Here is a 24,518-nt window from a genome sequence, read left to right on the forward strand (position 1 = left end):
CTGGGTCGCTACCCTGCAAGGTGATGACTCTGCGGAAACTCCTCTACTCCGTGTACGAGCGCCGGCTGACGGCGAAGCTCGCGGGCAAGCCGGTGCCCCGGCACGTCGGCGTGATGTGCGACGGCAACCGCAGATGGGCCCGGGAGATGGGCTTCGTCGATCCGAACGACGGCCACCGGATGGGCGCGGAGCGGATCAAGGAGCTGCTGCGCTGGTGCGACGCGGCCGGCGTCGGGCACGTGACGCTCTGGCTGCTCTCCACCGACAACCTCTCCCGGCCGGCCGCCGAGCTGGACCCGCTGCTCCAGATCATCGAGGACCTCACCACCGAGCTGGCCGAGGAGGGCAACCCCTGGCGGCTGCGCATGGTCGGCGCCCTCGACGTGCTGCCCGCGCACCACGCCGCCGCGCTCAAGGCGGCCGCGGAGCGCACCCGGGAGCGCAGCGGTGGGGCGCAGGTCAACATCGCCGTCGGGTACGGCGGGCGGCGCGAGATCGCCGACGCGGTCCGCTCGCTGCTGCTGGAGCACGCGGCCAACGGCGGGACCATCGAGGAGCTGGCCGGCTCGATCGACGTCGACCTGATCTCCGAGCACCTCTACACCAAGGGCCTCCCGGACCCGGATCTGATCATCCGGACCAGCGGCGAGCAGCGGCTCTCCGGTTTCATGCTGTGGCAGTCGGCCCACTCGGAGTTCTACTTCTGCGAGCTCAACTGGCCCGACTTCCGCCGGGTCGACTTCCTCCGCGCCCTGCGCTCGTACGCCACCCGCCAGCGGCGCTACGGGGTCTGACCAGTCCCCGGCGCAAAGCGGTCAGCGCAGCCGGGACAGGGCCCCGGTGAGGAAGTCGGCGAGGGCGGCGGGCGACTCGAGGGTGAGGTCGGCGGCGTCGGCGACCTCGTGCCCGGTCTCCGGGTTGGCGACGGCGACGCAGACGCCGATGAAGTCCGGGTCGGCGGCGGCCCGGGCGCGCAGGGCGGCGAACGCCTTGATGTCCGAGACGTCGTCACCGAAGTACCAGGCGCCACCGGCGTCCTGGACCACCTCCCCGATGACCATGCCCTTGTCCCGGTCGACCGGCGGCTTCAGCTCCAGCACCATGCGCCCGGCCTGGCAGCGCAGGCCCAGTCGCTCGGCCCGCGCCCGGCCCCACTCCTGGACCAGGTCGCCGAGCTGGGGGGCGGTACGCCAGTGCAGGGCGACGGAGAGCCGCTTGAACTCCACCAGGGCGCCGGGCGGCAGCTCGGCGCGGGCCTGCTCGGCCAGCTCCGCCATGGTGGGCACCCAGGGCAGGGCGGCCGGCTCGGTCACGGTCTCCCCGCCGGAGTGGCTGTGCTCCAGGCCGTAGAGCCCGTACAGGTCGATGCCGGCGAGGCCGCCGAGCTGGTCGCGGAGGAACTCCACCGGGCGCGCGGAGACGATGGCGATCCGGCGTACGTGCGGGGCGAGCGCCTCCAGCGCGGCGAGCACCTTCGGCGCGGGCCGGACCGCGGTGGGGTCGTCGTCGACCGGTGCCAGGGTGCCGTCGAAGTCGAAGAAGAACACCACGTCGGCGGCCCGGGTGGCGGTGGCCCGCCAGGCGTGCTCGGCGTCCAGCGGCGTCTTCGGCGATTGGTTGCCCAGATTCAACGGCGGCACGCGCGACAGCGTACCCCGGCCACGGCGGCGTATTCGTGGCCGAGATATGACGCTCGGGCGACGCGGATTCAGCGTTCGGCGGCTCCCCGTCCCCGGGGCCCGAACGGCACCACGGTCGCCTCCGGGCCGTGGCTCAGCAGGTAGCCCTCCACGAACCCGCTGTTGCGGTCGCCGGAGTGCGCCTCGATCTCGTTGAGCCGCGCCACCAGGAACTCGGTGAGCGCGCTGACCCGGTCGTTGAGCCGGTCGTGCAGCTCGGCGAGGACGGCGAGGATCACCGCGGTGCCGGCCGTGGTGAGCGCGAGAAGATTGACGACCAGGGGAAGCTGCCCGCCGTTCAGTACGCCGACCACCACGTTGCCGGTCACGCACGATGTCACCGACACCACCGCGACCACGACTGCCAACCATTTCAGGGTCATGGACAGACCCCTCCTTCTGTCCCGCAGGGCTGGGTTCGGCCTTGTCCCGTCCCCCCGCCGACGACGAGCCCAAGCAGTACGAATAGGGACGCTAGCGTGCCCGTTACGCCCCCGGAGCGAAACGATCGGGTCTGACCTGCCGTTCTTTCGCCATCTGAGGAACTAGCCGGCCTGTTTACCGCTGTTTCGAACATTGACCGGGAGGGTCGGCCGATAAGCGAGGTAACGAATGGTTTCCCGAATGTGGAATTTCTCCGCGTCCGAGACGTTCGGGTCGACCAGTCGGCGCAGCAGCGCCTCGACGTCGGGGTCCATCGGCGGCGGTGTCGCGGGGGTGCGCGGGCTGGTGGCGCGGTCCCAGCCGAGGGCGGTGAAGGCGGCGGCCGGGTTGAGGCCCAGCCCCTCGCAGAAGGCGACCACCCGTTCCGCCTCCGGGTCGCTGGCCCAGTCCCCGCGTACCCACCGGTTGATGGTCTGCCGGGAGACGCCGGTGCGCCGGGACACCTCGGTGCCGCTCCAGGCCCGCATGGCCCGCGCCTCGTCCAGGGCACGGCGGACGAAGGTGGCGAAGGCGATCTTCCGTGCGTTGGCGGTCTCGGTCACTCCGTGACGGTACGACCCGTCGGTCTCGGCGGCGCGTCCTGGCGCGCTGCTGTCACGCTGACGTGACGGCGTACTCGGATTTCCGGTAAACGATCCAGTGCTGATCCTGAGGGGTGTCACCCGGGCAGAATAGGAGGACACCAGGACGGCGGTAAACAGACGAAAAGCTGATACTGTCACGCTCATGAGACAACTTACGGTGTGTCACGTGCATGAGACGATCAGTGCTCACATGCGTCACTCCGCGGGTGACGAGGGGGTCTCGTGACCGAGCTTGCGACCCGTGCCCAGGCCTTCGGTCTGATCGCGGACGGAGTGGCCGCCGGGCTGAGCGCGCCGTGGCGCCTCTACCTCGCCCGCGGCTGCCGGTACCTCTCCCTCAGTGTCGGTGACCGGGCCGAGTGGAACGCCTGGCGGACCCACCTCGGCTGTCCGGAGCTGAGCGTCCGGGTCTACGACGCCGGTGGCGAGATCCGGCGCTCCTCGGTGGCCGAGGTGATCCTGGACGGCTGCCGGATCAGCGTCGAGCTGGTCGAGGAGGTCAGCACCGCCGACCTGGAGCGGCTGCTGGTCGTCGACCCCGAGGTCGAGCCGGAGGAGCGATGACCCGGCGGCCAGCGGGAGTGACCGGATGAGCCCGTTCCTCGCCGTCGTGCTCGTCCTCGTGCTCGGCTCGACCTGCTACGCGGCGGGTCGGCTGCACGGCCAGCTCAGCTACCGGATCGGCTACCGGTTCGGCTACCGCCAGGGCTACTTCGACGGCGACCGGGGGGCGTGGCACCGGCGGCGCCGCGACGCGCAGGCCGCGATCACCTCGGCGCTGGCCGGTCCGGCGCCGGTGTCGGTGACCACCACGGCCACCCGCGCCGCGGTGCCGTTCGCCGGGACGGCCGTCCCCGCCGCCGTCACCGCGCGGACGACTGCCAATCCGGCCCTGCGGGCCACCGCGCCCGCCCAGCTCGGCGGGCTCGCCACCCGGCAGGGCACCACGTACACCGGGTCCTCGTTCAGTGCCGCCGTCGCCGGCCGCCGGCAGACCGGGACCCTGGTCCGGCGGCAGGGCTGAGGCCCGCCCAGAGCACGGTGTGTCGTCCGCGGCGGGCGCGCACCGTCGGGGCCACGTCAGACCGGTGACGGTGGCTCCGCCGGCCGGGATGCGCGCAGGGGGCATGCATCCCGGCCGGTTCCGCCGCGCGCCGTTCATCTCCCGGTCAGGTGAGATCCACACCGACCACTAGCCGACGGGCCCTGGTGCCACTAGCGTCTAGGCATGGCACGGGGTTTTCCCGAGCCAGCCGGAGAGCCCGGATCTGCGACCTCGCGCACGGGGCCCGCATCCGACCCCGTGTCCACCGGGCACCGGACGAGGCGGAACACGGGTGGCCGGGTGCCCATCCGCGGAGCAGGCCTGTGACGACTCGCCGTACCCCCGCCGGTGCCGACCAGACCCCGGCCGCGACTGCCACGACCCGCCGGACCACCCGCAGCCGCCGGGCGGCGGCCGCGCCGGCCGGCACCGAGGAGCCCCGACCAGCCGGCCAGGCCTTCGTCCTGGACACCTCGGTCCTCCTCTCCGATCCCGCGGCGTTCCACCGCTTCGCCGAGCACGAGGTGGTGCTGCCGCTGGTGGTCATCTCCGAGCTGGAGGGCAAGCGGCACCATCCCGAGCTGGGCTGGTTCGCCCGCCGGTCGCTGCGCATGCTGGACGAGCTGCGGGTGCAGCACGGCCGGCTGGACCGGCCGGTGCCCGCCAACGAGGAGGGCGGCACCCTCCGGGTGGAGCTGAACCACACCGACGACGGGGTGCTGCCGCCGGGCTTCCGGAACGAGTCGAACGACGCGCGGATCCTCTCCGTGGCGCTCAACCTCGCCGCCGAGGGGCGGGAGGTCACCCTGGTCAGCAAGGACATGCCGCTACGAGTGAAGGCGGCGTCGGTCGGCCTGCGGGCCGACGAGTACCGGCACGGCCAGGCCAGCGACCCGACCTGGACCGGCATGGCCGAGCTGGAGTTGGCCGAGGAGGAGATCGCCCGGCTGTACGCGGGGGAGACGCTGGACGTCGACGCGGCCGGTGACCTGCCCTGCCATACCGGGCTGGTGCTGCACTCGACGCGCGGCTCGGCGCTCGGCCGGGTGCTGCCCGACAAGACCGTACGGCTGGTCCGCGGCGACCGGGAGGCGTTCGGCGTGCACGGCCGCTCGGCGGAGCAGCGGATCGCGCTCGACCTGCTGCTGGACGAGTCGATCGGCATCGTCTCGCTGGGCGGCCGGGCCGGCACCGGCAAGTCCGCGCTGGCGCTCTGCGCCGGCTTGGAGGCGGTGATGGAGCGCCGCCGGCACAAGAAGGTGATCGTCTTCCGCCCGCTTTACGCGGTCGGCGGGCAGGAACTCGGCTACCTGCCCGGCTCGGAGTCGGAGAAGATGTCGCCCTGGGCGCAGGCGGTCTTCGACACGCTCGGCGCGGTGGTGCACGAGAACGTGCTCGAGGAGGTCACCTCGCGGGGGCTGCTGGAGGTGCTGCCGCTGACCCACATCCGCGGTCGCAGCCTGCACGACGCCTTCGTCATCGTCGACGAGGCGCAGTCGCTGGAGCGGGGCGTGCTGCTCACCGTGCTGTCCCGGATCGGCCAGGGGTCGCGGGTGGTGCTCACCCACGACGTGGCCCAGCGGGACAACCTCCGGGTGGGGCGGCACGACGGGGTGACCGCGGTGATCGAGGCGTTGAAGGGCCATCCCCTCTTCGCGCACGTCACCCTCAGCCGTTCGGAGCGTTCTCCGATCGCCGCGATGGTCACGGATCTGTTGGAGGACATCCCCCTCTGAGGCCGACCCGCCGGGTGCCTTTGTCCTTGTTTGAGGGCCTTCACTTTGTGGTGCAGATCACAATTCGCCCTCTTCATTTCCCATCAGCCTCACTGTGCGCAATGGTGTCCATCGAGCGCCCACGCACCAGGAAGATCGTCGAGCATCGTTCGCCACGGGCGGCGAGAGCCACGAACGCCGGTGCGTCGGCTGCGACCGCGGGGTCGGGGCGCTCGCGACGCCGGCGCGGCCCACCGACGGCCACGCGTCGCGTCGAGTCCTTGCCCCCGACGAAGGGACACTTCGTGAGTCGGCTGTGGAGCCGGTTCGGTGCCCGTACGGCCGCTGTCGCGCTGCTCTCCGTGGGCGTTGCCGGCGGCTTCTATCTGGGCGAAGACCGACAGACCCAGCAACAGGGCCTGACCGCGCAGGCCGGCCTGGAGGTCGACCAGGCAGAGTACGCGTACCAGCGCGAGCGGCAGGCCGACCACCGCGTGGAGTCGGCCCGGCAGCGGGCCGCCGAGTACCAGGCGAAGCTGCGGGCGGCGGCGGCAGCCAAGGAGGCCGCCGAGCGGGCCCGGGAGGCCGAGGCAGCCGCCGCGTCGCGGAAGAAGGCGCGCGCGGAGGCGGCCGCGGCGAAGCCGTACGACGGGCCGATCCCGGCCTCCTGCGAGGAATACAGCGGCAACCGGGCCATCGGCTGCGCGCTCATGCTGAAGGAAGGCTTCGGCATCGACCAGTTCCCGTGTCTGGACAAGCTCTGGACCAAGGAGAGCGGCTGGAACCACAAGGCCTACAACGAGGGGTCCGGCGCGTACGGGATCCCGCAGGCCCTGCCCGGCAGCAAGATGGGCTCGGTCGCGGCCGACTGGAAGACCAACCCGGCCACCCAGATCAAATGGGGCCTCGGCTACATCGAGGGCCGGTACGACAACCCCTGCGGCGCGTGGCAGCACTCGCAGAGCACGGGCTGGTACTGATCGGACGGTGACGACGGCGGGGTGGGCGGAGATCCGCGCACCCCGCCGTCGTCATGTCACGGCATGCCGGACCCGGGTGGCGGTCGGCCGGGATTGCTGATAGCTGTTGGTACGTGACCTGGCGCGATGGCTCGACGAGCGGCGATCCCCGACGGTTCGGCACCGAGGCGTTCTACGCCTCACTGGGCCGGGCCTTCGTCGCCATGTGCGCGGTGGTGCCGGTGCTGTTCCTCATCGAGGCGCTCGACGTCGGCCTGCACGGCAACCTCGACGTCACCGCCGGGATCATCCCGCACCGGATCCAGGGGCTCGACGGGGTCTTCTTCTCGCCGTTCCTGCACGCCGACTTCAACCACCTCTACAGCAACAGCATCCCGCTGATCCTGCTCGGCACCTTCGTGCTGGCCGCCGGCACCCGCCGGTTCCTCTGGTCCACGCTGTTGATCATCCTGATCAGCGGCCTGGGGGTGTGGTTCACCGGCTCGCCGAACTCGGTGGTGGTCGGCGCCAGCGGGGTGATCTTCGGCTACCTCGGCGTCCTGCTGACCCGCGGCGTCGTCGAGCGGAGCTGGTGGAACTTCGCCGTGGTGCTGCTGGTCGGTCTGCTCTACGGCTGGCAGTTGCTCGGCATCCTCCCCACCGACGAGCACATCTCCTGGCAGGGGCACCTGTTCGGGCTGCTCGGCGGGATCGTGGCGGCGATCCTGTTCCGCCGCCGCCGGGGTGAGGCGCTGGCGGCGGAGCGCGGCGAGTCGCCCACGCTGACCCTGCCCTGACCGGGCGCCGGGCCGTCGGCGTGACCTGCTTGCCCGCGGGCACCGGGCCGCCTACCGTCGGGATCAGCACGCGTTGATCCGTGAGCGGAAAGTGACGGTGCGCCATGCGCGAGGTCGATATCGCCGTGATCGGCGCCGGGCCGGCCGGGCTCTTCGCCGCGTACTACGCCGGGTTCCGCGGACTCTCCGTGGCGGTGGTCGACGCGCTGCCCGAGCCGGGCGGGCAGGTGACCGCCATGTACCCGGAGAAGCTCATCCTCGACGTCGCCGGGTTCCCCACCATCAAGGGGCGGGAGCTGGTGGCGAACCTGGTCGCCCAGGCCGCGCCGTTCCACCCTGAATACCTGCTCGGCACCCGGGCGGAGAAGCTGTCGTACCTCGACGGGCGGCCGGTGCTCGGCCTGGCCGGCGGCGAGCAGCTGCACTGCGGCGCGGTGCTGGTGACGGGTGGCCTGGGCAGCTTCACGCCCCGGCCGCTGCCGGTGGCCGACAGCTTCCTGGGCACCGGGATCGTCTATTTCGTACCGCAGCCGGCCGAGCTGGCCGACCGGGACGTGGTCATCGTCGGCGGCGGCGACTCGGCCTTCGACTGGGCCGTGACGCTCCAGCCGATCGCCCGCTCGGTGACGCTGGTGCACCGGCGGGAGAAGTTCCGTGCCCACGCGTCGACCGTGGCCCGGGTGCGGTCGCTGCCCGTCCGCGTCGTGGTCAACGCCGAGGTGACCCGGTTGTACGGCGAGGAGCAGCTCACCGGCGTGGACTTCACCGTGCGCGGCGGCGCGGCGGAGAGCCTGCCGGTGGACACCCTGGTCGCGGCCCTCGGCTTCACCGCCGACCTGGGCCCGCTCGCCGAGTGGGGGCTGCAGCTGGACCGCCGGCACATCCTGGTGAACAGCGCGATGGCCACCAACCTGCCCCGGGTCTTCGCGGCCGGCGACATCACCGAATATCCGGGCAAGGTCCGGCTGATCGCCACCGGCTTCGGCGAGGCGGCCACGGCGGTGAACAACGCCGCAGTGGCCATCGACCCCACCGCCCACCTCTTCCCCGGCCACTCGTCCGACGGCAGTTGAGTCCCGATCCCCGCCGGAGCGTGGCCTGATCGAGACCGGCCGACGCCACGGTGGACGGATGGACCGCCCGACCGTGCCGGACGCCGCCCGCGTCGCGCTGGCCTGGCTGGGCCATCCGGTGACGGTGCTCGCGCTGGTCGTCCTGGCGCTCAACGACCACGTGCTCAAGGCCGCCCAGCCCGGCTGGCTCACCGGCAAGCTCAGCGACGTCGCCGGTCTGGTGCTCGCACCGCCGCTGGTCGCGGCGCTCGTCGCGCTGGCCGTGCCCCGCATTCCGGCCAGGGCCGCCGCCGGGCTCGGGCTGGGGCTGGTCGGCATCGGCTTCACCGTGGTCAAGACCAGTGGGTACGCCGCGGCAGCCGCGTCATCGGCCTGGAGCGTGGTCAGCGGGCCGTCGCTGGTCCGGGCCGACCGCACCGACCTGCTGGCCCTTCCGGCCCTGGCCCTGGCCGGCTGGACCTGGCGTCGCGCCCGGCGCGATCCGGTGGGGCGTCGGTTGGCCCGACTGGTCCGGCTGCTGGTGGTGCTGCCGGCGGCGACGCTCGCCGTGGCGGCCACCAGCGCGGTCTGGTACTTCGACGCGGCCCGGGCGACGGTGGTCGACGGCCGGCTGGCCGCCGGGATCGGGGAGAGCCGGGGTGCGGACATCCGCTCGTTCGGCGCGACGTGGCGGGTGAGTGACGACGGCGGCGATACGTGGCGTGATCCGACCGCCGCCGAGGAGCAGCGCCTCGATCCGCGGTTCCCGCCGGCGTCCGGGTCGCCGGCCGCGCCGCCGTCGGCCACGCCATCCGCCGCGCCGACGCGGGAGGACTGCTCGGCCGCGGCGCCGCAGCGTTGCTACCGCCTGGCGGCGGGGCGGATCCGGGTGGAGGAGAGCGACGACGCCGGCCGGACCTGGCGGCTGGCCTGGGAGGTCACCGAGGAGCAGCGGGCGATCCTGAGCCGGCGGTACCAGGACGCCGGACCGCGCGGGGAGCGGATCGCCGGTCAGGAACTGACCGTGCTGGACGTCGGTGCCGGGCGGCACGTGGTGCTGGTCGCGAACGGCCGGGACGGCTTCGCCGTACGCGGACCCGACGGCGACTGGCGGCGGATCGGGTTCACCGGTGGCCCCTACGGCGGCGGCCCACCGCCGCTCGGCGCGAGTTCGCCCGCGGACCGCCACGCCGACCCGCTCCGGGCCGGGCTGCTGGCGTTCGCCCTGGCCGAACTGGTGCTCGTCGTGGCCGCTGCGCGGGCCGGTCGCCTGGTCGGGCGCGGTGGCTGGTTGCCGGCCCTGCTCGGGGCGCTCACGGTAGGTACCGTGCTGCCGCTGTCCGCGGTGTGGCTGAGCGACGACCTGTTCGCCTTTGTGGCGGCCCTCGGCTGTGTCGTCCTGCTGCTCGGCACGCCGTTGCTCGCCCTGATCCCCCACTGGGTGTGGCGTGCCCCGGGCCGGTGGACCCTCGAGGTGCTGCTGGCGGCCGCGCTCACGCTGGTGCTGGCCGGACTGCCGCTGACCGGGTGGCTCTACGGCCGTCCGGCGTACGTCTCGACCGCCGTGGCGCTCGCCGGGCTGGCGGCGGTGCCGGGGCTGCTGCTCGGCTGGCGGGCGGCCCGGCTGGTCGGGTCGTTCGAACCGCTCGCCGACCCGCCGTACCCACCGGCGGTGCCCCACCCGGCGGGCCCGGTACGGCCCCCGGCGCCGAGGTAGCCGTGCGGCCGCCGACGCCACCTCAGGTCCGCCACCGCGCCTCGAACGCCGATCGGGTCAGGGCAGGCCGATGAGGTCGGCCATCAGGGCGGTCTGGTGGTCGAAGTGCTCGTCGCGGTGCGGGATGACCCCGTTCAGCCGTCCGAACAGCTCGAAGCTGATCAGCCCGAAGAGCTGCGTCCAGCCGGCCAGGCCGCGGGCCAGCAGTGGCTCCGGCAGGCCGGGGGAGAAGCCGGCGGCCAACTCGGCGAGGTCGGCGCGGACCGGCTCGGGCAGCTCCTCGTCGGGCGGGCTGAGCCGGCCGTCGGCCAGGCCGTCGCGGAGGATGCCGACCAGGGCCAACGGGGGTCGGCTCGCCGGGGCGACGGTGTCCTCGGGGGCCGCGTAGCCGGGGACCGGGCTGCCGTAGAGCAGCGCGTACTCGGCGGGGTGGGCCAGCGCCCAGGACCGGGCGGCCCGGCACGCGGCGTGCCAGCGCCCGCGCAGGTCGGCCCGGTCGACCGCCGCGTCGGCCGCCTCCACGGCGTCGCCGAGCGCGTCGTACGCCTCGAGGATCAGCGCGGTGAGCAGGTCGTCCCGGCTGGGGAAGTAGCGGTAGATGGCCGAGGAGACCATGCCCATGTCGCGGGCGACCGCGCGCAGCGAGAGGTTCGCGCCGTCGGTGGCGAGGTGGCGGCGGGCCACCGCCTTGATCTCGTCGATCATGCCGGCGCGTACCCGGGCACGGAGCGAGTGAGCGACCATGCACCCACTCTGCCATGGATGAGAGCGCCAATCAAAACAGAGAGCAGTGCTCTTGACAGTGAGCGGCGCGGGAGTCATGCTGGGTGAGACCTAGCGAGAGCAGTGCTCTCGAAACGGATCTCTGCTTCGAAGGGTGGCCCTCCATGGCCCTGCACGTGATCGTCGGCGCCGGACCCGTCGGCTCCGCCACCGCCCGTCTCCTCGCCGAGCGGGGCGACCGGGTGCGGGTGGTGACCCGCCGCGGCACCGGACCCGAGCACCCCGCGATCGAGCGGGTCGCCGCCGACGCCGCCGACGCCGCCCGGCTGACCGCGCTGACCGAGGGCGCGGTCGCGCTCCACAACTGCGCCAACCCGGCCTACCACCGGTGGCCGGTGGACTGGCCGCCGCTGGCCGCCGCGCTGCTCACCGCCGCCGAGCGGACCGGCGCAGTGCTCGCCACGGTCGGCAACCTCTACGGGTACGGCCCGGTCGACGCCCCGATGACCGAGGCGACCCCGCCCGCCGCGACCGGCACCAAGGGGCAGGTGCGGAACCGGATGTGGGCCGACGCGCTGGCCGCGCACCGGGCCGGCCGGGTCCGGGTCACCGAGGTACGCGGCTCCGACTATCTCGGCGTCGGCGGCACCTCGCTGGCGATGATGGTGCTGCCCCGGGTGCTCGACGGACGGCGGGCCTTCCTGCCGGTCGACTGGGACGCCCCGCACACCTGGACGTACATCCCGGATGTCGCCCGTACCCTGGTCGCCGCCGCGACCGACGAGCGGGCCTGGGGACGGCCCTGGCACGTGCCCAGCGGGCCGGCCGTACCGATGCGGGACCTGGCGGCCCGCGCGGCGGCCCTGGTCGGCGCGCCGGCGCCGAAGCTGACCCGGATGCCCTACCCGGTGCTGTGGCTCGGCGGCCTCGCCAACCCGATGGCCCGTGAGCTGCGGGAGACCGCCTACCAGTTCGACCGGCCGTTCGTGATGGATTCCTCCGCCGCCACCGCCACCCTGGGGATCGAGCCGACCCCCTTGGACGTGGCGGTGAAGGAGACGGTCGCGGGCCTGCGCGGCCGGTCGGGGCGTTGAGCGGGAGCCCTGCTCAGCGGCGAGCGCTAGGAAGGACCCCTTGCTGGCAGGCGCGGCGGCGGGCCCAGCGCGGCGATGAGGACCGCGACCAGGGTCAGCGCCGCGCCGAGCAGGGTGGCCGGCCCGGGGTGCGAGGCCGCCGTCGGCAGAGCCACGTCCAGCAGGACCGCGCCGACGATCTGCCCGGCGATGGTGGCCAGGCCGAGCAGCAGCACGCCGGTGAAGCGGACGATGGCGGCGGCGAGCGCGATGAACACGATGCCGATCGGGCCACCCACATAGAGCCAGGGCTCGCTCGGCAGGGCACCGGCCGGGCGGCCGCGGACCGCCACCTCCACCGCGAAGGTGGCGAGCAGCGCGGCGGTGCCGACCGTGAAGTTGACCAGGGTGGCGGCCAGGGCGCTGCCGGAGGCTCCCCGGACCCGGCCGTTCACCGCCTGCTGCCAGGCGATGCCGACCCCGGCCGCCAGCGGCAGCAGGGCCAGCGCCAGGGCGCGCGGGTCGCCGAGCCGGCCGCTCACCGCCAGCAGCACGGCCAGCACGGTGAGCGCGGCGCCGACCAGCCGGTTCGAGGTGACCGGCTGGCGGCCGGTAGGGCCGATGCCGGCCCGGTCCACCAGCAGGCTGCTGCCGGACTGGCCGGCCACCACGGCCACGGTGAACACGGCCACCCCGAGCGTGCCGATGGTCAGCCCCTGGGTGGCCACCAGGAAGGCGCCGCACACCCCGCCGAGGCACTGCCACGGTCGCAGGGAGCCGTCCCGCAGCGCCGCCCGGAGGGCGGCCAGCCCCCGCCGGCCGCCCGGGGTGGCGGGGATCAGCACCAGCAGCACCAGCAGGCCCAGGCCGAACGAGACCACCGCGGCGGCGATCCCGTCCGCCAGGCGTACGCCGAGTTCGCCGTTGATCCGGGACTGGACGGCCACCGCGACCCCCGAGGCGGTGGCCAGCCCGACACCGGCGATCCGCCGCGTGGTCGGCAGCGTGGGGGGCGCCGCCGTCCCGGTCGCGGTCACTCCTGCTCGGCCAGGGGTCGTCCGTCGAAGTCGACCGCCGAGTAGAGGGCGAGCTTCTCCAACCGGTGGTACGAGTCGATCACACGGATGGTGCCGCTCTTGGAGCGCATCACGATCGACTGGGTGTACGCCCCGCCGGCCCGGTAGCGCACGCCGCGCAGCAGGTCGCCGGAGGTCACGCCGGTCGCCACGAAGAAGCAGTTGTCCCCGGTGACCAGGTCGTCGGTGAACAGCACCCGGTCGAGGTCGTGCCCGGCGGCGATCGCCTTCTCCCGCTCCTCGGCGTCCTTCGGCCAGAGCTTGGCCTGCATCATGCCGCCCATGCACTTGAGGGCGCAGGCCGCGGTGATGCCCTCCGGGGTGCCGCCGATGCCCATCAGCACGTCGACGTCCGACTCGCCACGGGCGGCGGCGATGGCGCCCGCGATGTCGCCGTCGGAGATGAGCCGGATGCCCGCCCCGGTACGCCGGATCTGCTTCACCAGGTCGTCGTGGCGGGACCGGTCCAGCACGCAGACCGTCACCTCGGCGGCGTCGGTGCCCTTGACCTTGGCGATCCGGCGGATGTTCTCGGCCACCCCGGCGTTGATGTCGACCACGTCGGCGTACATCGGGCCGACGGCGAGCTTCTCCATGTAGAAGACGGCGCTCGGGTCGAACATCGCGCCGCGTTCGGCGACCGCGAGCACCGCGAGTGCGTTCGGCATGCCCTTGCTCATCAGGGTGGTGCCGTCGATCGGGTCGACCGCCACGTCCACCTCGGGTCCCGTCCCGTCGCCGACCTCCTCACCGTTGAAGAGCATCGGGGCGTTGTCCTTCTCGCCCTCGCCGATCACCACGACCCCCCGCATCGGGATCGAGTTGATCAGCTTGCGCATGGCGTCGACGGCTGCCCCGTCACCGCCCTCCTTGTCGCCCCGGCCGACCCAGCGGCCGGCCGCCATCGCCGCGGCCTCGGTGACCCGGACCAGGTCGAGGGCGAGGTTGCGGTCGAGGTTCTGCGGGGTCCGCGTCCTGGTGGTTGTCATCACGGATTCCTCCTCGCGACGTTGCGGGGTGGACCGGCGGATTGCGGCCGTGCCGCCGCCGGCTTTGTCGCTGATCCTCACACGATGACAGCTCCCGCGCCGGGCCGGGGCGGAGGAGGCCAGGATCACGTCACCCGGACGGCTGCGAGAATGGACGGGTGGAAGCCGCACAGCCTGCCGATCGTGTACCGACCGACGTCACCCCGCCGGACGGTCAGCCGCCCGTCCGGTCGACCGCCGGGCCGAACCAGACGTCCGGCGAACCGGCCCTCGTGGCGTCGGGCGGGGTCTCCCCACTGGCCGCCACGGGAGAACACCCCGCGCCGCCCGCCGGTAAGGACCGGGCGCGCTCCGAGCGGTCGCCCCGGGACATGGCGCTCTCGCTGCTGGTGCTGCTGGTCCCGATCGCGCTGCTGCTCGCCTTCTACCGCGGCGTCCTGGGTGGGGACGAGCCGGCCGCCGTCGACCCGGCGCCCGCCGTGCAGCAGGCCCGGGAGGCGGGTGCCTTTCCGGTCAGCTCGCCGGAGGGATTGAGCTCCGGCTGGCGTACGGTCAGCGCCCGCTACCAGACCGAGGCGGGCGGCGCGACGCTGCGCATCGGCTACGTGACCCCGGAGGGGCGCGGCGCGCAGCTCGTGGAGAGCAACGTACCCGCCGAGAAGCTGCTGCCCGCCGAGCTGAAGGGCGGCCAGCCGCAGGGCCCCGCTGACCTGGCCGGCGTGAGCTGGCAGCGCTACACCGCCCGGAGCAACGAGCAGGCGCTCGTGCTGCTGGAACCGAACCGCACGGTAATCGTCGTCGGCGATGCCAGGGACAACGAGCTGCGCCAGCTCGCCACCGCCCTGCGCTGATCCGGGTGCGGGCGGGACGGCGTCCGTCGCTCATCCGGCACGGGTCGTCTGTGCCGAACGGACAGGGATTGCCGAACCTCGCTTCCGGGAACAGAGGAGGACACGGGCCCGCCCGGTGGCGGCGACGCCGGCCGGACCGGGCTCGTGCGCCGGAGCTCGCGTCACCGCTCCGGCGCCCGCCTCCGGCACCTCCGTGGGCCGGACGACCCACCTGGAGAGTTCACGTGAAGATTCGACGCTTCAGCGCGGCGGCCTTCGCCGCGGCACTGCTCAGCCCCGCCCTGGCCGCCTGCAACGACAACGGGACCGGCGCGGCGGGGACCTCCGCCTCCCCGACCGTCTCCGGCAGCGTCGCGCCCAGCGGTACGCCCGGCGACGCCAAGCAGGCCCTGCTCAACTCCACGAACGCGATCCGCGACGGCAACTTCCGGTTCAGCATGTCCGGCGCCGGCTCCACCGCCGAGGGGCAGGTGCACGAGCCGAGCCAGAGCGCGGAGATGCGGATGACGATCGGCGACCAGTCGTCGGACCTGATGATGAAGCTGGACCTGATCCACTACAAGCCGGACAGCTGGGTGAAGCTGGAGCTGGGCGGCAAGGCCGCCGGCAGCGTCCCCGGCGTGCAGAAGCTCAACCTCGGCAAGTACCAGCACCTCGACCAGACCCGGATCAAGGGCAACCGGGCCCTGGGCTTCGACTTCGACAAGCTCGACCCGGCCGGCAGCGCGGTGCTGACCCAGGGCATCACCGAGGTCCGGCAGACCGGCGAGGGCACCTACGCGGGCACCGTCGATGTGTCCAAGGCGGCGGAGGCGGGCTCGCTCGACCCGGCCGTGATCACCGCGCTCGGGGCGCAGGCGAAGTCGGTGCCGTTCACCGCGAAGGTCGACCCGCAGGGCCGGCTCAGCGAGCTGGTGCTGCAGGTCCCGGCCGCCGGCCAGAGCGCCGCCCAGGACATCCGGATCACCTACACGGACTACGGCAACGCCAGCGCCGCCCAGAAGCCCCCGGCCGACCAGGTCGTCGAGGCGCCGCCGGAGTTCTACAACCTGTTCGACTGAGGCTGGTGACGGGACGGCTCCGGCCGTCCCGTCACTGTTCCGCCGCGCGCTGTCGGGCGGCGTCGATGCGGGCCCGGGCGCCGTCCAGCCAGCGCTGGCAGGTCTCGGCGAGCTGCTCGCCGCGCTCCCAGAGCGCCAGCGACTCCTCCAGCGACGTGCCGCCGGCCTCCAGCCGCTCGACCACGCCGGCCAACTCGGCGCGAGCCTGCTCGTAGCTGAGCCGCTCGTCCTTCTTCTCGTCAGTCATCGGGTTCCATTTCATCAGCCGTCCACGGTCGCGGCGAGCTCGCCCTCGGCGAGGCGTACCCGCAGCGGGTCGCCCTTGGTCACCTCGGACGCGGCGCGTACCACGTGGCCGTCGGCCCGCTGGACGATCGCGTATCCCCGGTCGAGGGTCGCCGCGGGGGAGAGCGCGCGCAGCCGGGCCAGGGTGTGGCGCAGGTCGTCGGCGGCGGCGCCAAGCCGGTGGTCCAGGCAGCGGCCGGTCCGGTCGCGCAGCGCGGCGACCTCGGCGGTCCGCTGGTCGACCATCACCTGCGGGCGGGCCAGCACCGGCCGGGAGCGCAGCAGGTCGAGGCGGTGCTGCTCCCGGTCGACCAGGTTGCGGACCGCCCGCTCCAGCCGGGACCGGGCCTGGCCGATGAGGCGTACCTCCTCGGTGAGGTCGGGGACGATCCGCTTCGCCGCGTCCGTCGGCGTCGAGGCGCGGACGTCGGCGACGTAGTCCAGCAGCGGCGCATCCGTCTCGTGGCCGATCGCGCTGACCACCGGTGTGCGGCAGGCGAAGACCGCCCGGCAGAGCGCCTCGTCGGAGAAGGGCAGCAGGTCCTCGATGCTGCCGCCACCCCGGGCGATGATGATCACGTCGATGGTCGGGTCGGCGTCGAGCACCTTCAGCGCGTCGACGATCTGCGGCACCGCGCTCGGCCCCTGCACCGCGACGTTGACCGTGCGGAACTCCACCGCCGGCCAGCGCCGGCGCGCGTTGGTCAGCACGTCCCGCTCGGCGGCCGAGGCGCGGCCGGTGATCAGGCCGATCCGCCCGGGCAGGAACGGGGGGCGACGCTTGCGGGCCCGATCGAAGAGCCCCTCCGCGGCCAGCAGCTTCTTGAGCTTCTCCAACCGGGCCAGCAGCTCGCCGAGCCCGACCTGGCGGATCTCGTCGGCGCGCAGGCTGAGCGTGCCCCGGGCGGCGTAGAACTCGGGTTTGGCGTGCAGCACCACCCGGGCGCCCTCGCGCAGCTCGGGCGCGCCCGCGTCGAGCACGTCGCGGTTGGTGGTGACGGTGAGGCTCAGATCCGCCGACGGATCACGCAGGGTGAGGAAGACGGTGGTGGCGCCGGGCCGGCGGCTGATCTGCGCCACCTGACCGTCCACCCAGACCCAGCCCAGCCGGGCGATCCAGGCGCCGATCTTCTGGCTGACCACCCGGACCGGCCACGGCTCCTCGGACGTGCTCCGCTCCACCTTGCCCGTGCTCACCCGCCCACCCTACGGCCCGGGGCCGACACCACCCGCGTCGATCATGAGGTTGGCGGCGGTGTCGATCTCCCGCCGCCGCGAAGCTCATGATCGACGGGTGCAAGCGGGCGGGCGTGCCCCGGGTGTGGTACGGCGGCGTCGGGTCACGGTGGCGAGCTGGGGTCAGGCTCGCGGTCGCTGCCGGGGAAAAATCGGGCACGTACGATGGTTGGGTGACTGAGGCTGAGACGACTCACCGGACCGGCAAGCGCGTGCTCCTGGCCAAGCCCCGCGGCTACTGCGCGGGCGTGGATCGGGCGGTGCAGACCGTCGAGGAGGCGTTGCGGCTCTACGGCGCCCCGATCTACGTCCGCAAGCAGATCGTGCACAACAAGCACGTGGTGCAGACCCTGGAGGCCAAGGGCGCGATCTTCGTGGAGGAGAACGAGGAGGTGCCGGAGGGCGCCACCGTCATCTTCTCCGCGCACGGCGTGGCCCCCGAGGTGTACGAGCAGGCGAAGGCGCGCTCGCTCAAGGCGATCGACGCGACCTGCCCGCTGGTCACCAAGGTGCACCAGGAGGCCCGGCGGTTCGCGGCCGAGGACTACGACATCCTGCTGATCGGCCACGAGGGGCACGAGGAGGTCATCGGCACCGCCGGTGAGGCCCCCGCGCACATCCAGCTGGTCGACGGCCCGGACGGCGTCGACAAGGTCACCGTGCGCGACCCCGGCAAGGTCGTCTGGCTCTCCCAGACCACCCTCTCCGTCGACGAGACCCTGGAGACGGTGGCCCGGCTCAAGCAGAAGCTGCCGCTGCTCCAGTCGCCGCCCAGCGACGACATCTGCTACGCCACCTCCAACCGGCAGCACGTGGTGAAGGAGATCGCCCCGGACTGCGACGTGGTGATCGTGGTGGGCTCGCGCAACTCCTCCAACTCGGTACGCCTGGTCGAGGTGGCCCTGGACGCCGGCGCCCGGGCCGGGCACCTGGTCGACTTCGCCCACGAGATCGACGACGCCTGGCTGACCGACGCGCGTACGGTCGGCGTCACCTCGGGTGCCAGCGTGCCAGACGAGCTGGTTCAGCAGGTGCTCGCGCGCCTGGCCGAGCGGGGCTTCACCGACGTGGAGGAGGTCACCACCGCCAACGAGCGGCTGACCTTCTCGCTGCCGCAGGAGCTCAAGCGCGACCTGAAGGCCGCCGCGGCCGCTCGCGGCTGACCCGGCGGAACGGATCGGCCGCCCGGTACGTCCAACCGCTCATGAAGACTCCTCGGACGGCGATCGTCGCCCTGCTCGCCGGCGTCGCGCTCACCGCCTGCGCCGGCCCGGGCGCCGAGACTGCCGGCCCCGGCCCGACGGGAGCCGCCCCGGTGACCAGCACGCCCAGCCCCGACCCCAGCGTCAGCCCGACCGACCCGACACCGCCCACCAAGGGCGGGCCGTCGAGCGCCGGCACCACCACGCTCACCGGCACGGTGCAGGCCGGGGTGGAGCCGAACTGCCTGCTGCTCGACGGCAACCTGCTGGTCGGCGGCCCGCGTGACGTGCTGAAGGCCGGTGCCCGGGTCACCGTCACCGGCCACGCCCAGCCCGGCATGATGACCACCTGCCAGCAGGGCACCCCCTTCGTCGTCGAGACCGCCAAACCCGCCTGACCCGGCAAAGGGAGGAGCCCCGCCCCCTGGTTGGGGGCGGGGCTCCTCGGGTTTGGTGGGGTCAGTTGACCGCGCCGATGGCCACCGAGCCGCGGCCGACGACCGCGCCCTCGGTGGTGGTGACGGCCAGGTCGCCGAAGAGCTCCCGGCCGGCGGCCGGGGTGGCCAGGGCGGTCACCGTACCGGTCAGGGTCGCGGTGGCGCCGTTGGCCAGGGTCAGCGGCGTGGCCGGGGCGGAGACGTTACCCAGCGACGCCGAGGCGAACGAGTCCCGGTAGTCGTAGGCGGTGCTGCCGCCGGCGCCGTCCACCGCGTACCCGTCGATCCGCACCCGGTAGGTGCCGGGAGCCGGGTTCCGCAGGGTCACCGCCTCCTCCGAGTCACCGTCGGCCGAGCGGCCGACCTCGGTGGTGCCGAGGAAGACGTACAGGTCGAGGTCGGTGCTGGGGTTGGCCGGGTTGCCGATCCGGGCGGTGAAGCTGGACACGCCGGCCGGGATGTCGACCGTGTACTCCTGGACGGTGCCCTCGGTGATGGTCGGCCGCTCGGCGCGCACGCTGGAGAGCGGGCCACCCACACCGGTCACCTGGACCGGACCGAAGGTGTTGGTCAGGCCCCAGCTCACCTCGGTGGGCGCGCCGGCGGTGACGGACGGCAGTTCGACGACGCCCGGCTCGACCTTGACGCCCTGCACCCGCGCCTGCAGCTGGAACGGGTTGTCCAGCGTCGGCGAGGTACGCCGGGCCTCCACCTCGATCTCCCAGACGCCCGGGATCGGGTTCTGGTAGTCCCGCTCCTGCGGCTTGCAGGCGGCGGCGTCGGAGAAGTTGGTGTAGCAGGCCGTGCTCGCGGTGCTCTCCACCGGCACGCCGTACGGGTTGATGGCGATGAACCGGGTCTGCGAGCCGGTGGCGACGCCGGACAGGTTCACCTGCAGCGCGCCGGCGCCCTGGGGAACCGTCACGTAGTACGAGGTGAACCCGTTGCGCTCCACCGAGCCCTGGGTGGAGAACGAGTAGGCCGGGGCGGTGACCGTGTTCGAGGCGACCACCACGGTGGAGACCTCGAAGTCGACCACCGGGGTGGCCGGGTCGTCGACGGTCATGATGGCGCCGTGCGCGCCGGCGGTCATCGGCTTGGCCTTCACCTGGACCGTGACGGTCTTGTTCAGCGGCAGCCACACGACGGCCGGCGCGGTGAAGGTGCCGTCGTTGCCGCGGAAGGCGATCTCGTGCCTGATGCTCTTGTTCGGGCCGCTGGTCCGGGTCAACTTGACCTCGTAGAAGCGGCCCTCCTTCACCTGCTGGCCACCGCGGTCGGCGGCGCAGCGGTTGTGGATGCCGGTGCCCACGTTCGGGCTCGGCTCGAAGGTGCCGAGCTGCTCGTTGTACTTCGCCAGGTTCGCCGACAGCTCGGTGCAGACCGCCGCCGCGGAGGTGTAGGTGCGGGTCGTCACGCCCTGGGCCAGCAGCTTCCACGCGCCCGGCACGTTGAACATGCCGTAGCCCTGGGCGTACGTCGGGACGCCCGCGATCGGCTTGGCGGAGGTGTAGATGGCCCGGCGCAGCGCGGCCGGGGTGACCGCCTGGCCGGTGGCCTTGGCGGCGGAGAGCAGCAGCGCGGCGGCGCCGGTGGCCTGCGGGGAGGCCATCGAGGTGCCGTTCAGCATCTGGTAGCCCGGGGGCAGCGGGTAGCCGGCCTCCGCGACGGGGACGCCGGGCTGCCAGGTCGGCGCGGTCGAGATGGCCGAGCCGGGGGCGGCGATGTTCGGCTTGAACCCGCCGTCCTCACGCGGGCCGCGCGAGGAGAAGTTGAACAGCGCGTTGTCCTTGCGGACCACCGAGCCGTAGTTGGCCAGCCAGGTGTCCTTGCTGATGTTGGCGGCGACGCTGACCACGTTGTCGGCGACCGACGGGTCGCCGACGGTGTTCAGGCCCGGGCCGGAGTTGCCGGCCGAGATGAACATCTGCACGCCGTACGTGGTGATCAGGGTGTTGTAGAGCTGGGCGCGGGCGTTGGCGCCGTCGTTCAGCGCCGGCAGCCCGCCGATCGACATGTTGATCACGTCGACCTTGCGGTTGACCACCAGGTCGACCATGCCGGTGGTGAGCGCCGCGTAGGTGCAGCCGCCGCCCCACGAGCAGGCCCGGGCGGAGACCAGCTTGGCGCCCGGGGCCGCGCCGTCGAAGGCGCTGTTGCCCAGCATGTCGTTGGCGGCGGTGATGCCGGCGACGTGCGTGCCGTGGGTGCTCTCGATGATGCCGATGTTGACGTAGTCGACCAGGCCGGGGCCGCCGACCGGAGTGGTGTCGACGTTGCGACGGTACTCGACCACGAACGGGATCTGTTCCCGTACCGCGGTGGCCGGGTTGTCCGTGCCGAAGTGGCCGACCTGGAACTTCTCCTTGTACGGCCGCATCAGCTCGTCGTCGGTGAAGTCGTTGTTCTGGTTGGCGTCCACCCAGATGTTGCCGGTGGCCTGGTCGTACAGGATGCCCCAGAAGTCGGTCTTGTCACCGTCGCGGTTCACGTCGCCGCCGGCGTCGCTGGCGGCGGTGATGTTCTCCCGGAAGACGTTGAACTTGTACGTGCCGGCCGGCGCCTTCCAGGTGCCGAGCGAGGTGGTGAACGACGGGCCGCTCACCTCGGTGATCATCGCGCGCCAGGAGGCGTCCTCGAACGGGTCGGTCGCGGTGACCCAGTCGACGATTTTGCGCTCGCCGGTGGTGGTCTGCTGGAGCGCCGGCTGGTCCAGGTCCACACCGGAGTCCATGATGCCGATGGTGACGCCGCGGCCGTCCCAGGTCGGGTGCGCGGCCTTGAAGGCCTCCGCGCCGGTCTCGTTGGTCGGCATGTACGGGTTGACGGCACCGGTGTCCGCGCCCGGGCCGGCCAGCGTCTCGCCCTGCTTGGCGATCTTCGCGCCGGCCGGGGCGGCCTCGGGGGTTGGGTCGGGCAGCTTGATGGTCTCGTCGAGGTCGACCGCCGAGACACCCGGCAGCGTGGCGGCCTTGAGGACCTTCCCGGTGGGGACCTTGGCCAGCAGGAAGCCGACCTGGTCGTACCGCTGGGTGACCGCGGCGCCGAGGCCCTTGAGCCCGTCGGCGACCTTCTTGGTCGAGCCCTGCTTGGCGGCGATGATCAGGGTGACGGTGGGGGCGTGCTTCGCCTCCGCCTCGTCGAGCAGCTTGGCGTCGTGGGCACCGAGCGTCTCAGCGGCGGTCGGCTGGGCGGCGTCGGGAGCGGCGGCGGGTGCGGCGCTCGCGGTGGCGGCACCACTCCCGATGGTCATGGCGCCGGCCGCCAGGACCGAGGCGAAGAGCGCGGCGGAGGTGCGCCGGCTCCGGTTGCGGGGTTGACTCACGTTCTCTTCCTCCAGAGAACAGGGCCCTTCAGGAACAGGGCACAGGTAACCGAGATCCTTCGGGGTGGGCCGTGCCGGTGTCACTAGCGCGAGGTCGGTTGTGATCAGTCCGTGACACGGATCGGTCGTGGTCGTCGCCCCGGTCAGTCCTCGATGTCCCGGCCGGCCGACGTGGACGCCGGGCCGGTGCCGGGCGACAGCAGCTCAGGCGCCTGCGGCTGGCGGGGCGCCACCTCGACCTGGGGCGGAGCGGTCAACGCCTGGTCGGAGACGCCCAGCTCGGCCAGCTTGCGGGCGCTGACCAGCACTCGCGCCTCCAGCGAACCCACCGCCCGGTTGTACGCGGTCACCGCCCCGCCCAGCGAGGCGCCCAGCTTGCCCACGTGGTCGCCCAGGGTGGACAGTCGCCCGTACAGCTCGCGGGCCAGCGAGTGCACCGTGGCGGCGTTGCGGGCCAGGGCCTCCTGCCGCCACGAGTAGGCCACGGTGCGCAGCAGCGCCACCAGGGTGGCCGGCGTGGCCAGCACCACGTTGCGGGCGAACGCGTGCTCCAGCAGCGTTGGGTCGCGCTGCAACGCCACGTCGAGGAACGGGTCCGCCGGCACGAAGAGCACCACGAACTCGGGCGACTGGTCGAACGCGGCCCAGTAGGACTTGGCGGCCAGGGAGTCCACGTGCGCCCGCAGGTGCCGGGCGTGCGCGTCGAGGTGGGTGTCCCGCCCCCGCTCGTCGCGCGCTTCCATGGCGGTCAGGTACGCGTCGAAGGGCGCCTTGGCGTCGACCACCACCGTCCGGCCGCCGTGCAGCCGGACCACCAGGTCGGGGCGTACCCCCTGGTGGTCGGTGGCGGCGGTGACCTGCTCGGAGAAGTCGCAGTGCTCCAGCATGCCGGCCGCCTCGACGATCCGGCGGAGCTGGTGCTCGCCCCAGCGGCCGCGGACCTGCGGGGCGCGCAGCGCCGCGACGAGCTGCTTGGTCTCGGTGCGCAGCTCCCCGGAGACCGTGCTCATCGCCCGCACCTGCTCGCGCAGCTCCGCGTACGCGTCGACCCGGTCATGCTCCAGCTCGGCGACCCGCTGCTCGTAGCGCCGGAGGGTGTCGTGCAGCGGGGCCACCGCCCGGGCCACGGCCTCCTGTGACTGGGCGGTCGCCTCGTAGCTGAGCGCCCGCATCGACTGCTCCAGCCGCCCCTCGCCCTCGCGGGTGGCGGCGAGAGTCGCCTCCAGCCGGGCGATCTGGGTCGCCGAGCGGGACTTGGCGGCCAGCCAGCCCACCGCGCCGCCGGCGGCGAGACAGATGATCACCACGGCCAGCGTTGCGATGCTCGTCACCCTCCGAAGCTTGCCAAACAGGTACGACGTGACCGGCGTGGGTACCGTCGAGTCATGAGAGTTGCGCTGTGGTTCGTCCTGGTGCTGATGCTCGGAGGTGCCCTGGTGTTCTGGCGGTGGGGGAGCAGGTCGCGCAGGGCCACCGAGCTGGCCGACGCCCGGGCCGAGGCGCAGCGCTGGTACGAGCGGCTCGGCGGGCAGCTGATGAACCTGCACGGCGACGCCCCGGCGGTACGCCAGGCGCTGGCCGACGCTGGCGAGCGGTACAACGCGGCCGGCTCCCAGCTGGAGCAGGCGCGCACCCCGCACCAGTTCGCGCTGGCCCGGGAGACCGCGCTGGAGGGGCTGGCGTACATCCGGGCGGCGCGGACCGCGCTGGGCATCGACCCGGGGCCGGAGTTGCCGCCGCTGGCCGCCGCCCGGGGCGCCGGGGTGCTCACCAAGGAGCGCGAGGTCAACGTGCAGGGGCAGACCTACCGGGCCGGCCCGCAGCCGGGCAACCACACCCCCTACTACTACCCGGGCGGCAACTGGCAGGGGCGGCGGGTGCCCGCCGGCTGGTACTCGACGCCGTGGTGGAAGACCGCGCTCGGCGCCGGGGCCGGGGTGATCGGCGGCATGCTGATCGCCGACGCCCTCTTCTCACCCGCCTTCGCCGACCCTGGTTACGGCTACGAGGCCGGCTATCAGGAGGGCTTCCAGGACGGCTTCGGCGACGGCCAGGACTACGGCGACCAGGGTAACGACTTCGGCGGCGACCAGTTCGGCGGCGACCAGTTCGGCGGCGACCAGTTCACCGGCGGTCAGGGCGGTGGCGACTTCTCCGGCGGGGACTATTCCGGCGGTGGCGACTACGGCGGCTTCGGTGACTTCGGCGGCGGGGACTTCGGTGGGGGCGACTTCGGCGGCGGCGACTGGTGACCGGCCGCTGAGCGCA

At 73.0% G+C, this 24,518-nt stretch carries 24 protein-coding genes; 14 read left to right on the forward strand and 10 right to left on the reverse strand.

The window, feature by feature from the left end; translation table 11 throughout:
* Positions 1-23: 23 nt before the first annotated feature.
* Entirely contained in the window at positions 24-794 is a 771-nt protein-coding gene (locus ACY34I_RS14755) for an isoprenyl transferase (RefSeq protein ID WP_148798249.1), read from the forward strand.
* A gap of 21 nt (positions 795-815) precedes the next feature.
* Here the strand turns inward: ACY34I_RS14755 and otsB are convergent, their stop codons facing one another.
* The 3 genes from otsB to ACY34I_RS14770 form a co-directional block, all read right to left on the reverse strand.
* Complete coding sequence (gene otsB / locus ACY34I_RS14760; protein ID WP_148798251.1) at positions 816-1,640, reverse strand: trehalose-phosphatase; 825 nt, start codon at positions 1,638-1,640, stop codon at positions 816-818.
* Positions 1,641-1,708: 68 nt separating this feature from the next.
* Positions 1,709-2,062, reverse strand: coding sequence for a hypothetical protein (locus tag ACY34I_RS14765; protein ID WP_462755603.1), 354 nt, complete (start codon positions 2,060-2,062; stop codon positions 1,709-1,711).
* Positions 2,063-2,224: 162 nt separating this feature from the next.
* Positions 2,225-2,665, reverse strand: a complete 441-nt coding sequence (locus tag ACY34I_RS14770) for an XRE family transcriptional regulator (RefSeq protein WP_462755604.1) — start codon at positions 2,663-2,665, stop codon at positions 2,225-2,227.
* A gap of 264 nt (positions 2,666-2,929) precedes the next feature.
* On the opposite strand from ACY34I_RS14770, the gene ACY34I_RS14775 reads away from it, so the two are divergent.
* From ACY34I_RS14775 to ACY34I_RS14805, 7 genes are all read left to right on the forward strand, one after another.
* Positions 2,930-3,271 (forward strand): hypothetical protein, encoded by a 342-nt coding sequence (locus ACY34I_RS14775; RefSeq protein WP_148798257.1) that lies wholly within the window; start codon positions 2,930-2,932, stop codon positions 3,269-3,271.
* Positions 3,272-3,296: 25 nt separating this feature from the next.
* Positions 3,297-3,731 carry a hypothetical protein gene (locus tag ACY34I_RS14780; RefSeq protein ID WP_148798259.1) on the forward strand — a complete coding sequence of 145 codons (435 nt, stop codon included), beginning with the start codon at positions 3,297-3,299 and terminating at the stop codon, positions 3,729-3,731.
* Between the two features lie 344 nt (positions 3,732-4,075).
* Positions 4,076-5,488: a PhoH family protein gene (locus tag ACY34I_RS14785; RefSeq protein ID WP_462755605.1), complete on the forward strand. Its 1,413-nt coding sequence runs from the start codon at positions 4,076-4,078 to the stop codon at positions 5,486-5,488.
* Between the two features lie 284 nt (positions 5,489-5,772).
* Complete coding sequence (locus ACY34I_RS14790) at positions 5,773-6,447, forward strand: aggregation-promoting factor C-terminal-like domain-containing protein (protein WP_148798263.1); 675 nt, start codon at positions 5,773-5,775, stop codon at positions 6,445-6,447.
* A 113-nt stretch (positions 6,448-6,560) separates the two neighbouring features.
* Positions 6,561-7,223 carry a rhomboid family intramembrane serine protease gene (locus ACY34I_RS14795; protein WP_462755606.1) on the forward strand — a complete coding sequence of 221 codons (663 nt, stop codon included), beginning with the start codon at positions 6,561-6,563 and terminating at the stop codon, positions 7,221-7,223.
* Positions 7,224-7,327: 104 nt separating this feature from the next.
* Complete coding sequence (locus tag ACY34I_RS14800; RefSeq protein WP_462755607.1) at positions 7,328-8,296, forward strand: NAD(P)/FAD-dependent oxidoreductase; 969 nt, start codon at positions 7,328-7,330, stop codon at positions 8,294-8,296.
* 58 nt (positions 8,297-8,354) lie between these two features.
* Positions 8,355-9,992 (forward strand): hypothetical protein, encoded by a 1,638-nt coding sequence (locus ACY34I_RS14805; RefSeq protein WP_462755608.1) that lies wholly within the window; start codon positions 8,355-8,357, stop codon positions 9,990-9,992.
* A gap of 57 nt (positions 9,993-10,049) precedes the next feature.
* On the opposite strand, the gene ACY34I_RS14810 is transcribed toward ACY34I_RS14805, so the two are convergent.
* Positions 10,050-10,736: a TetR/AcrR family transcriptional regulator gene (locus tag ACY34I_RS14810; RefSeq protein ID WP_462755609.1), complete on the reverse strand. Its 687-nt coding sequence runs from the start codon at positions 10,734-10,736 to the stop codon at positions 10,050-10,052.
* A 143-nt stretch (positions 10,737-10,879) separates the two neighbouring features.
* On the opposite strand from ACY34I_RS14810, the gene ACY34I_RS14815 reads away from it, so the two are divergent.
* Positions 10,880-11,809 (forward strand): NAD-dependent epimerase/dehydratase family protein, encoded by a 930-nt coding sequence (locus tag ACY34I_RS14815; RefSeq protein ID WP_462755610.1) that lies wholly within the window; start codon positions 10,880-10,882, stop codon positions 11,807-11,809.
* 26 nt (positions 11,810-11,835) lie between these two features.
* Here the strand turns inward: ACY34I_RS14815 and ACY34I_RS14820 are convergent, their stop codons facing one another.
* Together ACY34I_RS14820 and glpX are read right to left on the reverse strand one after the other, a co-directional pair.
* On the reverse strand, positions 11,836-12,825 hold the full coding sequence (locus tag ACY34I_RS14820; RefSeq protein ID WP_462755611.1) for a DMT family transporter: 990 nt from the start codon (positions 12,823-12,825) through the stop codon (positions 11,836-11,838).
* A complete protein-coding gene (gene glpX / locus ACY34I_RS14825; RefSeq protein WP_148798278.1) occupies positions 12,822-13,853 on the reverse strand; it encodes a class II fructose-bisphosphatase in 1,032 nt (343 codons plus the stop codon). The genes ACY34I_RS14820 and glpX overlap by 4 nt, the downstream gene beginning before the upstream one ends.
* A gap of 158 nt (positions 13,854-14,011) precedes the next feature.
* On the opposite strand from glpX, the gene ACY34I_RS14830 reads away from it, so the two are divergent.
* Positions 14,012-14,704: a DUF4245 domain-containing protein gene (locus ACY34I_RS14830; RefSeq protein WP_462755612.1), complete on the forward strand. Its 693-nt coding sequence runs from the start codon at positions 14,012-14,014 to the stop codon at positions 14,702-14,704.
* A 224-nt stretch (positions 14,705-14,928) separates the two neighbouring features.
* Positions 14,929-15,765: a hypothetical protein gene (locus tag ACY34I_RS14835; RefSeq protein WP_148798282.1), complete on the forward strand. Its 837-nt coding sequence runs from the start codon at positions 14,929-14,931 to the stop codon at positions 15,763-15,765.
* 31 nt (positions 15,766-15,796) lie between these two features.
* Here ACY34I_RS14835 and ACY34I_RS14840 read toward each other — a convergent pair whose 3' ends face one another.
* Positions 15,797-16,012, reverse strand: coding sequence for an exodeoxyribonuclease VII small subunit (locus tag ACY34I_RS14840; RefSeq protein ID WP_148798283.1), 216 nt, complete (start codon positions 16,010-16,012; stop codon positions 15,797-15,799).
* A gap of 14 nt (positions 16,013-16,026) precedes the next feature.
* On the reverse strand, positions 16,027-17,247 hold the full coding sequence (xseA, locus tag ACY34I_RS14845) for an exodeoxyribonuclease VII large subunit (RefSeq protein WP_462755613.1): 1,221 nt from the start codon (positions 17,245-17,247) through the stop codon (positions 16,027-16,029).
* 212 nt (positions 17,248-17,459) lie between these two features.
* Between xseA and ACY34I_RS14850 the strand changes: the two genes are divergently transcribed.
* Positions 17,460-18,449, forward strand: coding sequence for a 4-hydroxy-3-methylbut-2-enyl diphosphate reductase (locus ACY34I_RS14850; RefSeq protein WP_462755614.1), 990 nt, complete (start codon positions 17,460-17,462; stop codon positions 18,447-18,449).
* A 41-nt stretch (positions 18,450-18,490) separates the two neighbouring features.
* Entirely contained in the window at positions 18,491-18,886 is a 396-nt protein-coding gene (locus tag ACY34I_RS14855) for a hypothetical protein (protein WP_462755615.1), read from the forward strand.
* Between the two features lie 61 nt (positions 18,887-18,947).
* On the opposite strand, the gene ACY34I_RS14860 is transcribed toward ACY34I_RS14855, so the two are convergent.
* Both ACY34I_RS14860 and rmuC read right to left on the reverse strand, forming a co-directional pair.
* Positions 18,948-22,250 carry a S8 family serine peptidase gene (locus ACY34I_RS14860; protein ID WP_462755616.1) on the reverse strand — a complete coding sequence of 1,101 codons (3,303 nt, stop codon included), beginning with the start codon at positions 22,248-22,250 and terminating at the stop codon, positions 18,948-18,950.
* A 143-nt stretch (positions 22,251-22,393) separates the two neighbouring features.
* A complete protein-coding gene (gene rmuC, locus ACY34I_RS14865) occupies positions 22,394-23,581 on the reverse strand; it encodes a DNA recombination protein RmuC (protein WP_462755617.1) in 1,188 nt (395 codons plus the stop codon).
* Positions 23,582-23,635: 54 nt separating this feature from the next.
* Here rmuC and ACY34I_RS14870 point away from each other — a divergent pair, with 54 nt between their 5' ends.
* A complete protein-coding gene (locus ACY34I_RS14870) occupies positions 23,636-24,502 on the forward strand; it encodes a hypothetical protein (RefSeq protein ID WP_462755618.1) in 867 nt (288 codons plus the stop codon).
* Positions 24,503-24,518: the final 16 nt, after the last annotated feature.

This window comes from Micromonospora sp. RTBAU3-60 (assembly GCF_054963695.1).

What these genes read in the sequence shown, in the direction of transcription:
- ACY34I_RS14805 (WP_462755608.1), top strand. Translation starts at nt 8,355, where the DNA reads ATGGACCGCCCGACCGTGCCGGACGCCGCCCGCGTCGCGCTGGCCTGG.
- ACY34I_RS14855 (WP_462755615.1), top strand. Translation starts at nt 18,491, where the DNA reads ATGAAGACTCCTCGGACGGCGATCGTCGCCCTGCTCGCCGGCGTCGCG.
- ACY34I_RS14755 (WP_148798249.1), top strand. Translation starts at nt 24, where the DNA reads ATGACTCTGCGGAAACTCCTCTACTCCGTGTACGAGCGCCGGCTGACG.
- glpX (WP_148798278.1), bottom strand. Translation starts at nt 13,853, where the DNA reads ATGACAACCACCAGGACGCGGACCCCGCAGAACCTCGACCGCAACCTC.
- ACY34I_RS14870 (WP_462755618.1), top strand. Translation starts at nt 23,636, where the DNA reads ATGAGAGTTGCGCTGTGGTTCGTCCTGGTGCTGATGCTCGGAGGTGCC.
- ACY34I_RS14815 (WP_462755610.1), top strand. Translation starts at nt 10,880, where the DNA reads ATGGCCCTGCACGTGATCGTCGGCGCCGGACCCGTCGGCTCCGCCACC.
- ACY34I_RS14765 (WP_462755603.1), bottom strand. Translation starts at nt 2,062, where the DNA reads ATGACCCTGAAATGGTTGGCAGTCGTGGTCGCGGTGGTGTCGGTGACA.
- ACY34I_RS14840 (WP_148798283.1), bottom strand. Translation starts at nt 16,012, where the DNA reads ATGACTGACGAGAAGAAGGACGAGCGGCTCAGCTACGAGCAGGCTCGC.
- ACY34I_RS14800 (WP_462755607.1), top strand. Translation starts at nt 7,328, where the DNA reads ATGCGCGAGGTCGATATCGCCGTGATCGGCGCCGGGCCGGCCGGGCTC.
- ACY34I_RS14780 (WP_148798259.1), top strand. Translation starts at nt 3,297, where the DNA reads ATGAGCCCGTTCCTCGCCGTCGTGCTCGTCCTCGTGCTCGGCTCGACC.
- ACY34I_RS14810 (WP_462755609.1), bottom strand. Translation starts at nt 10,736, where the DNA reads ATGGTCGCTCACTCGCTCCGTGCCCGGGTACGCGCCGGCATGATCGAC.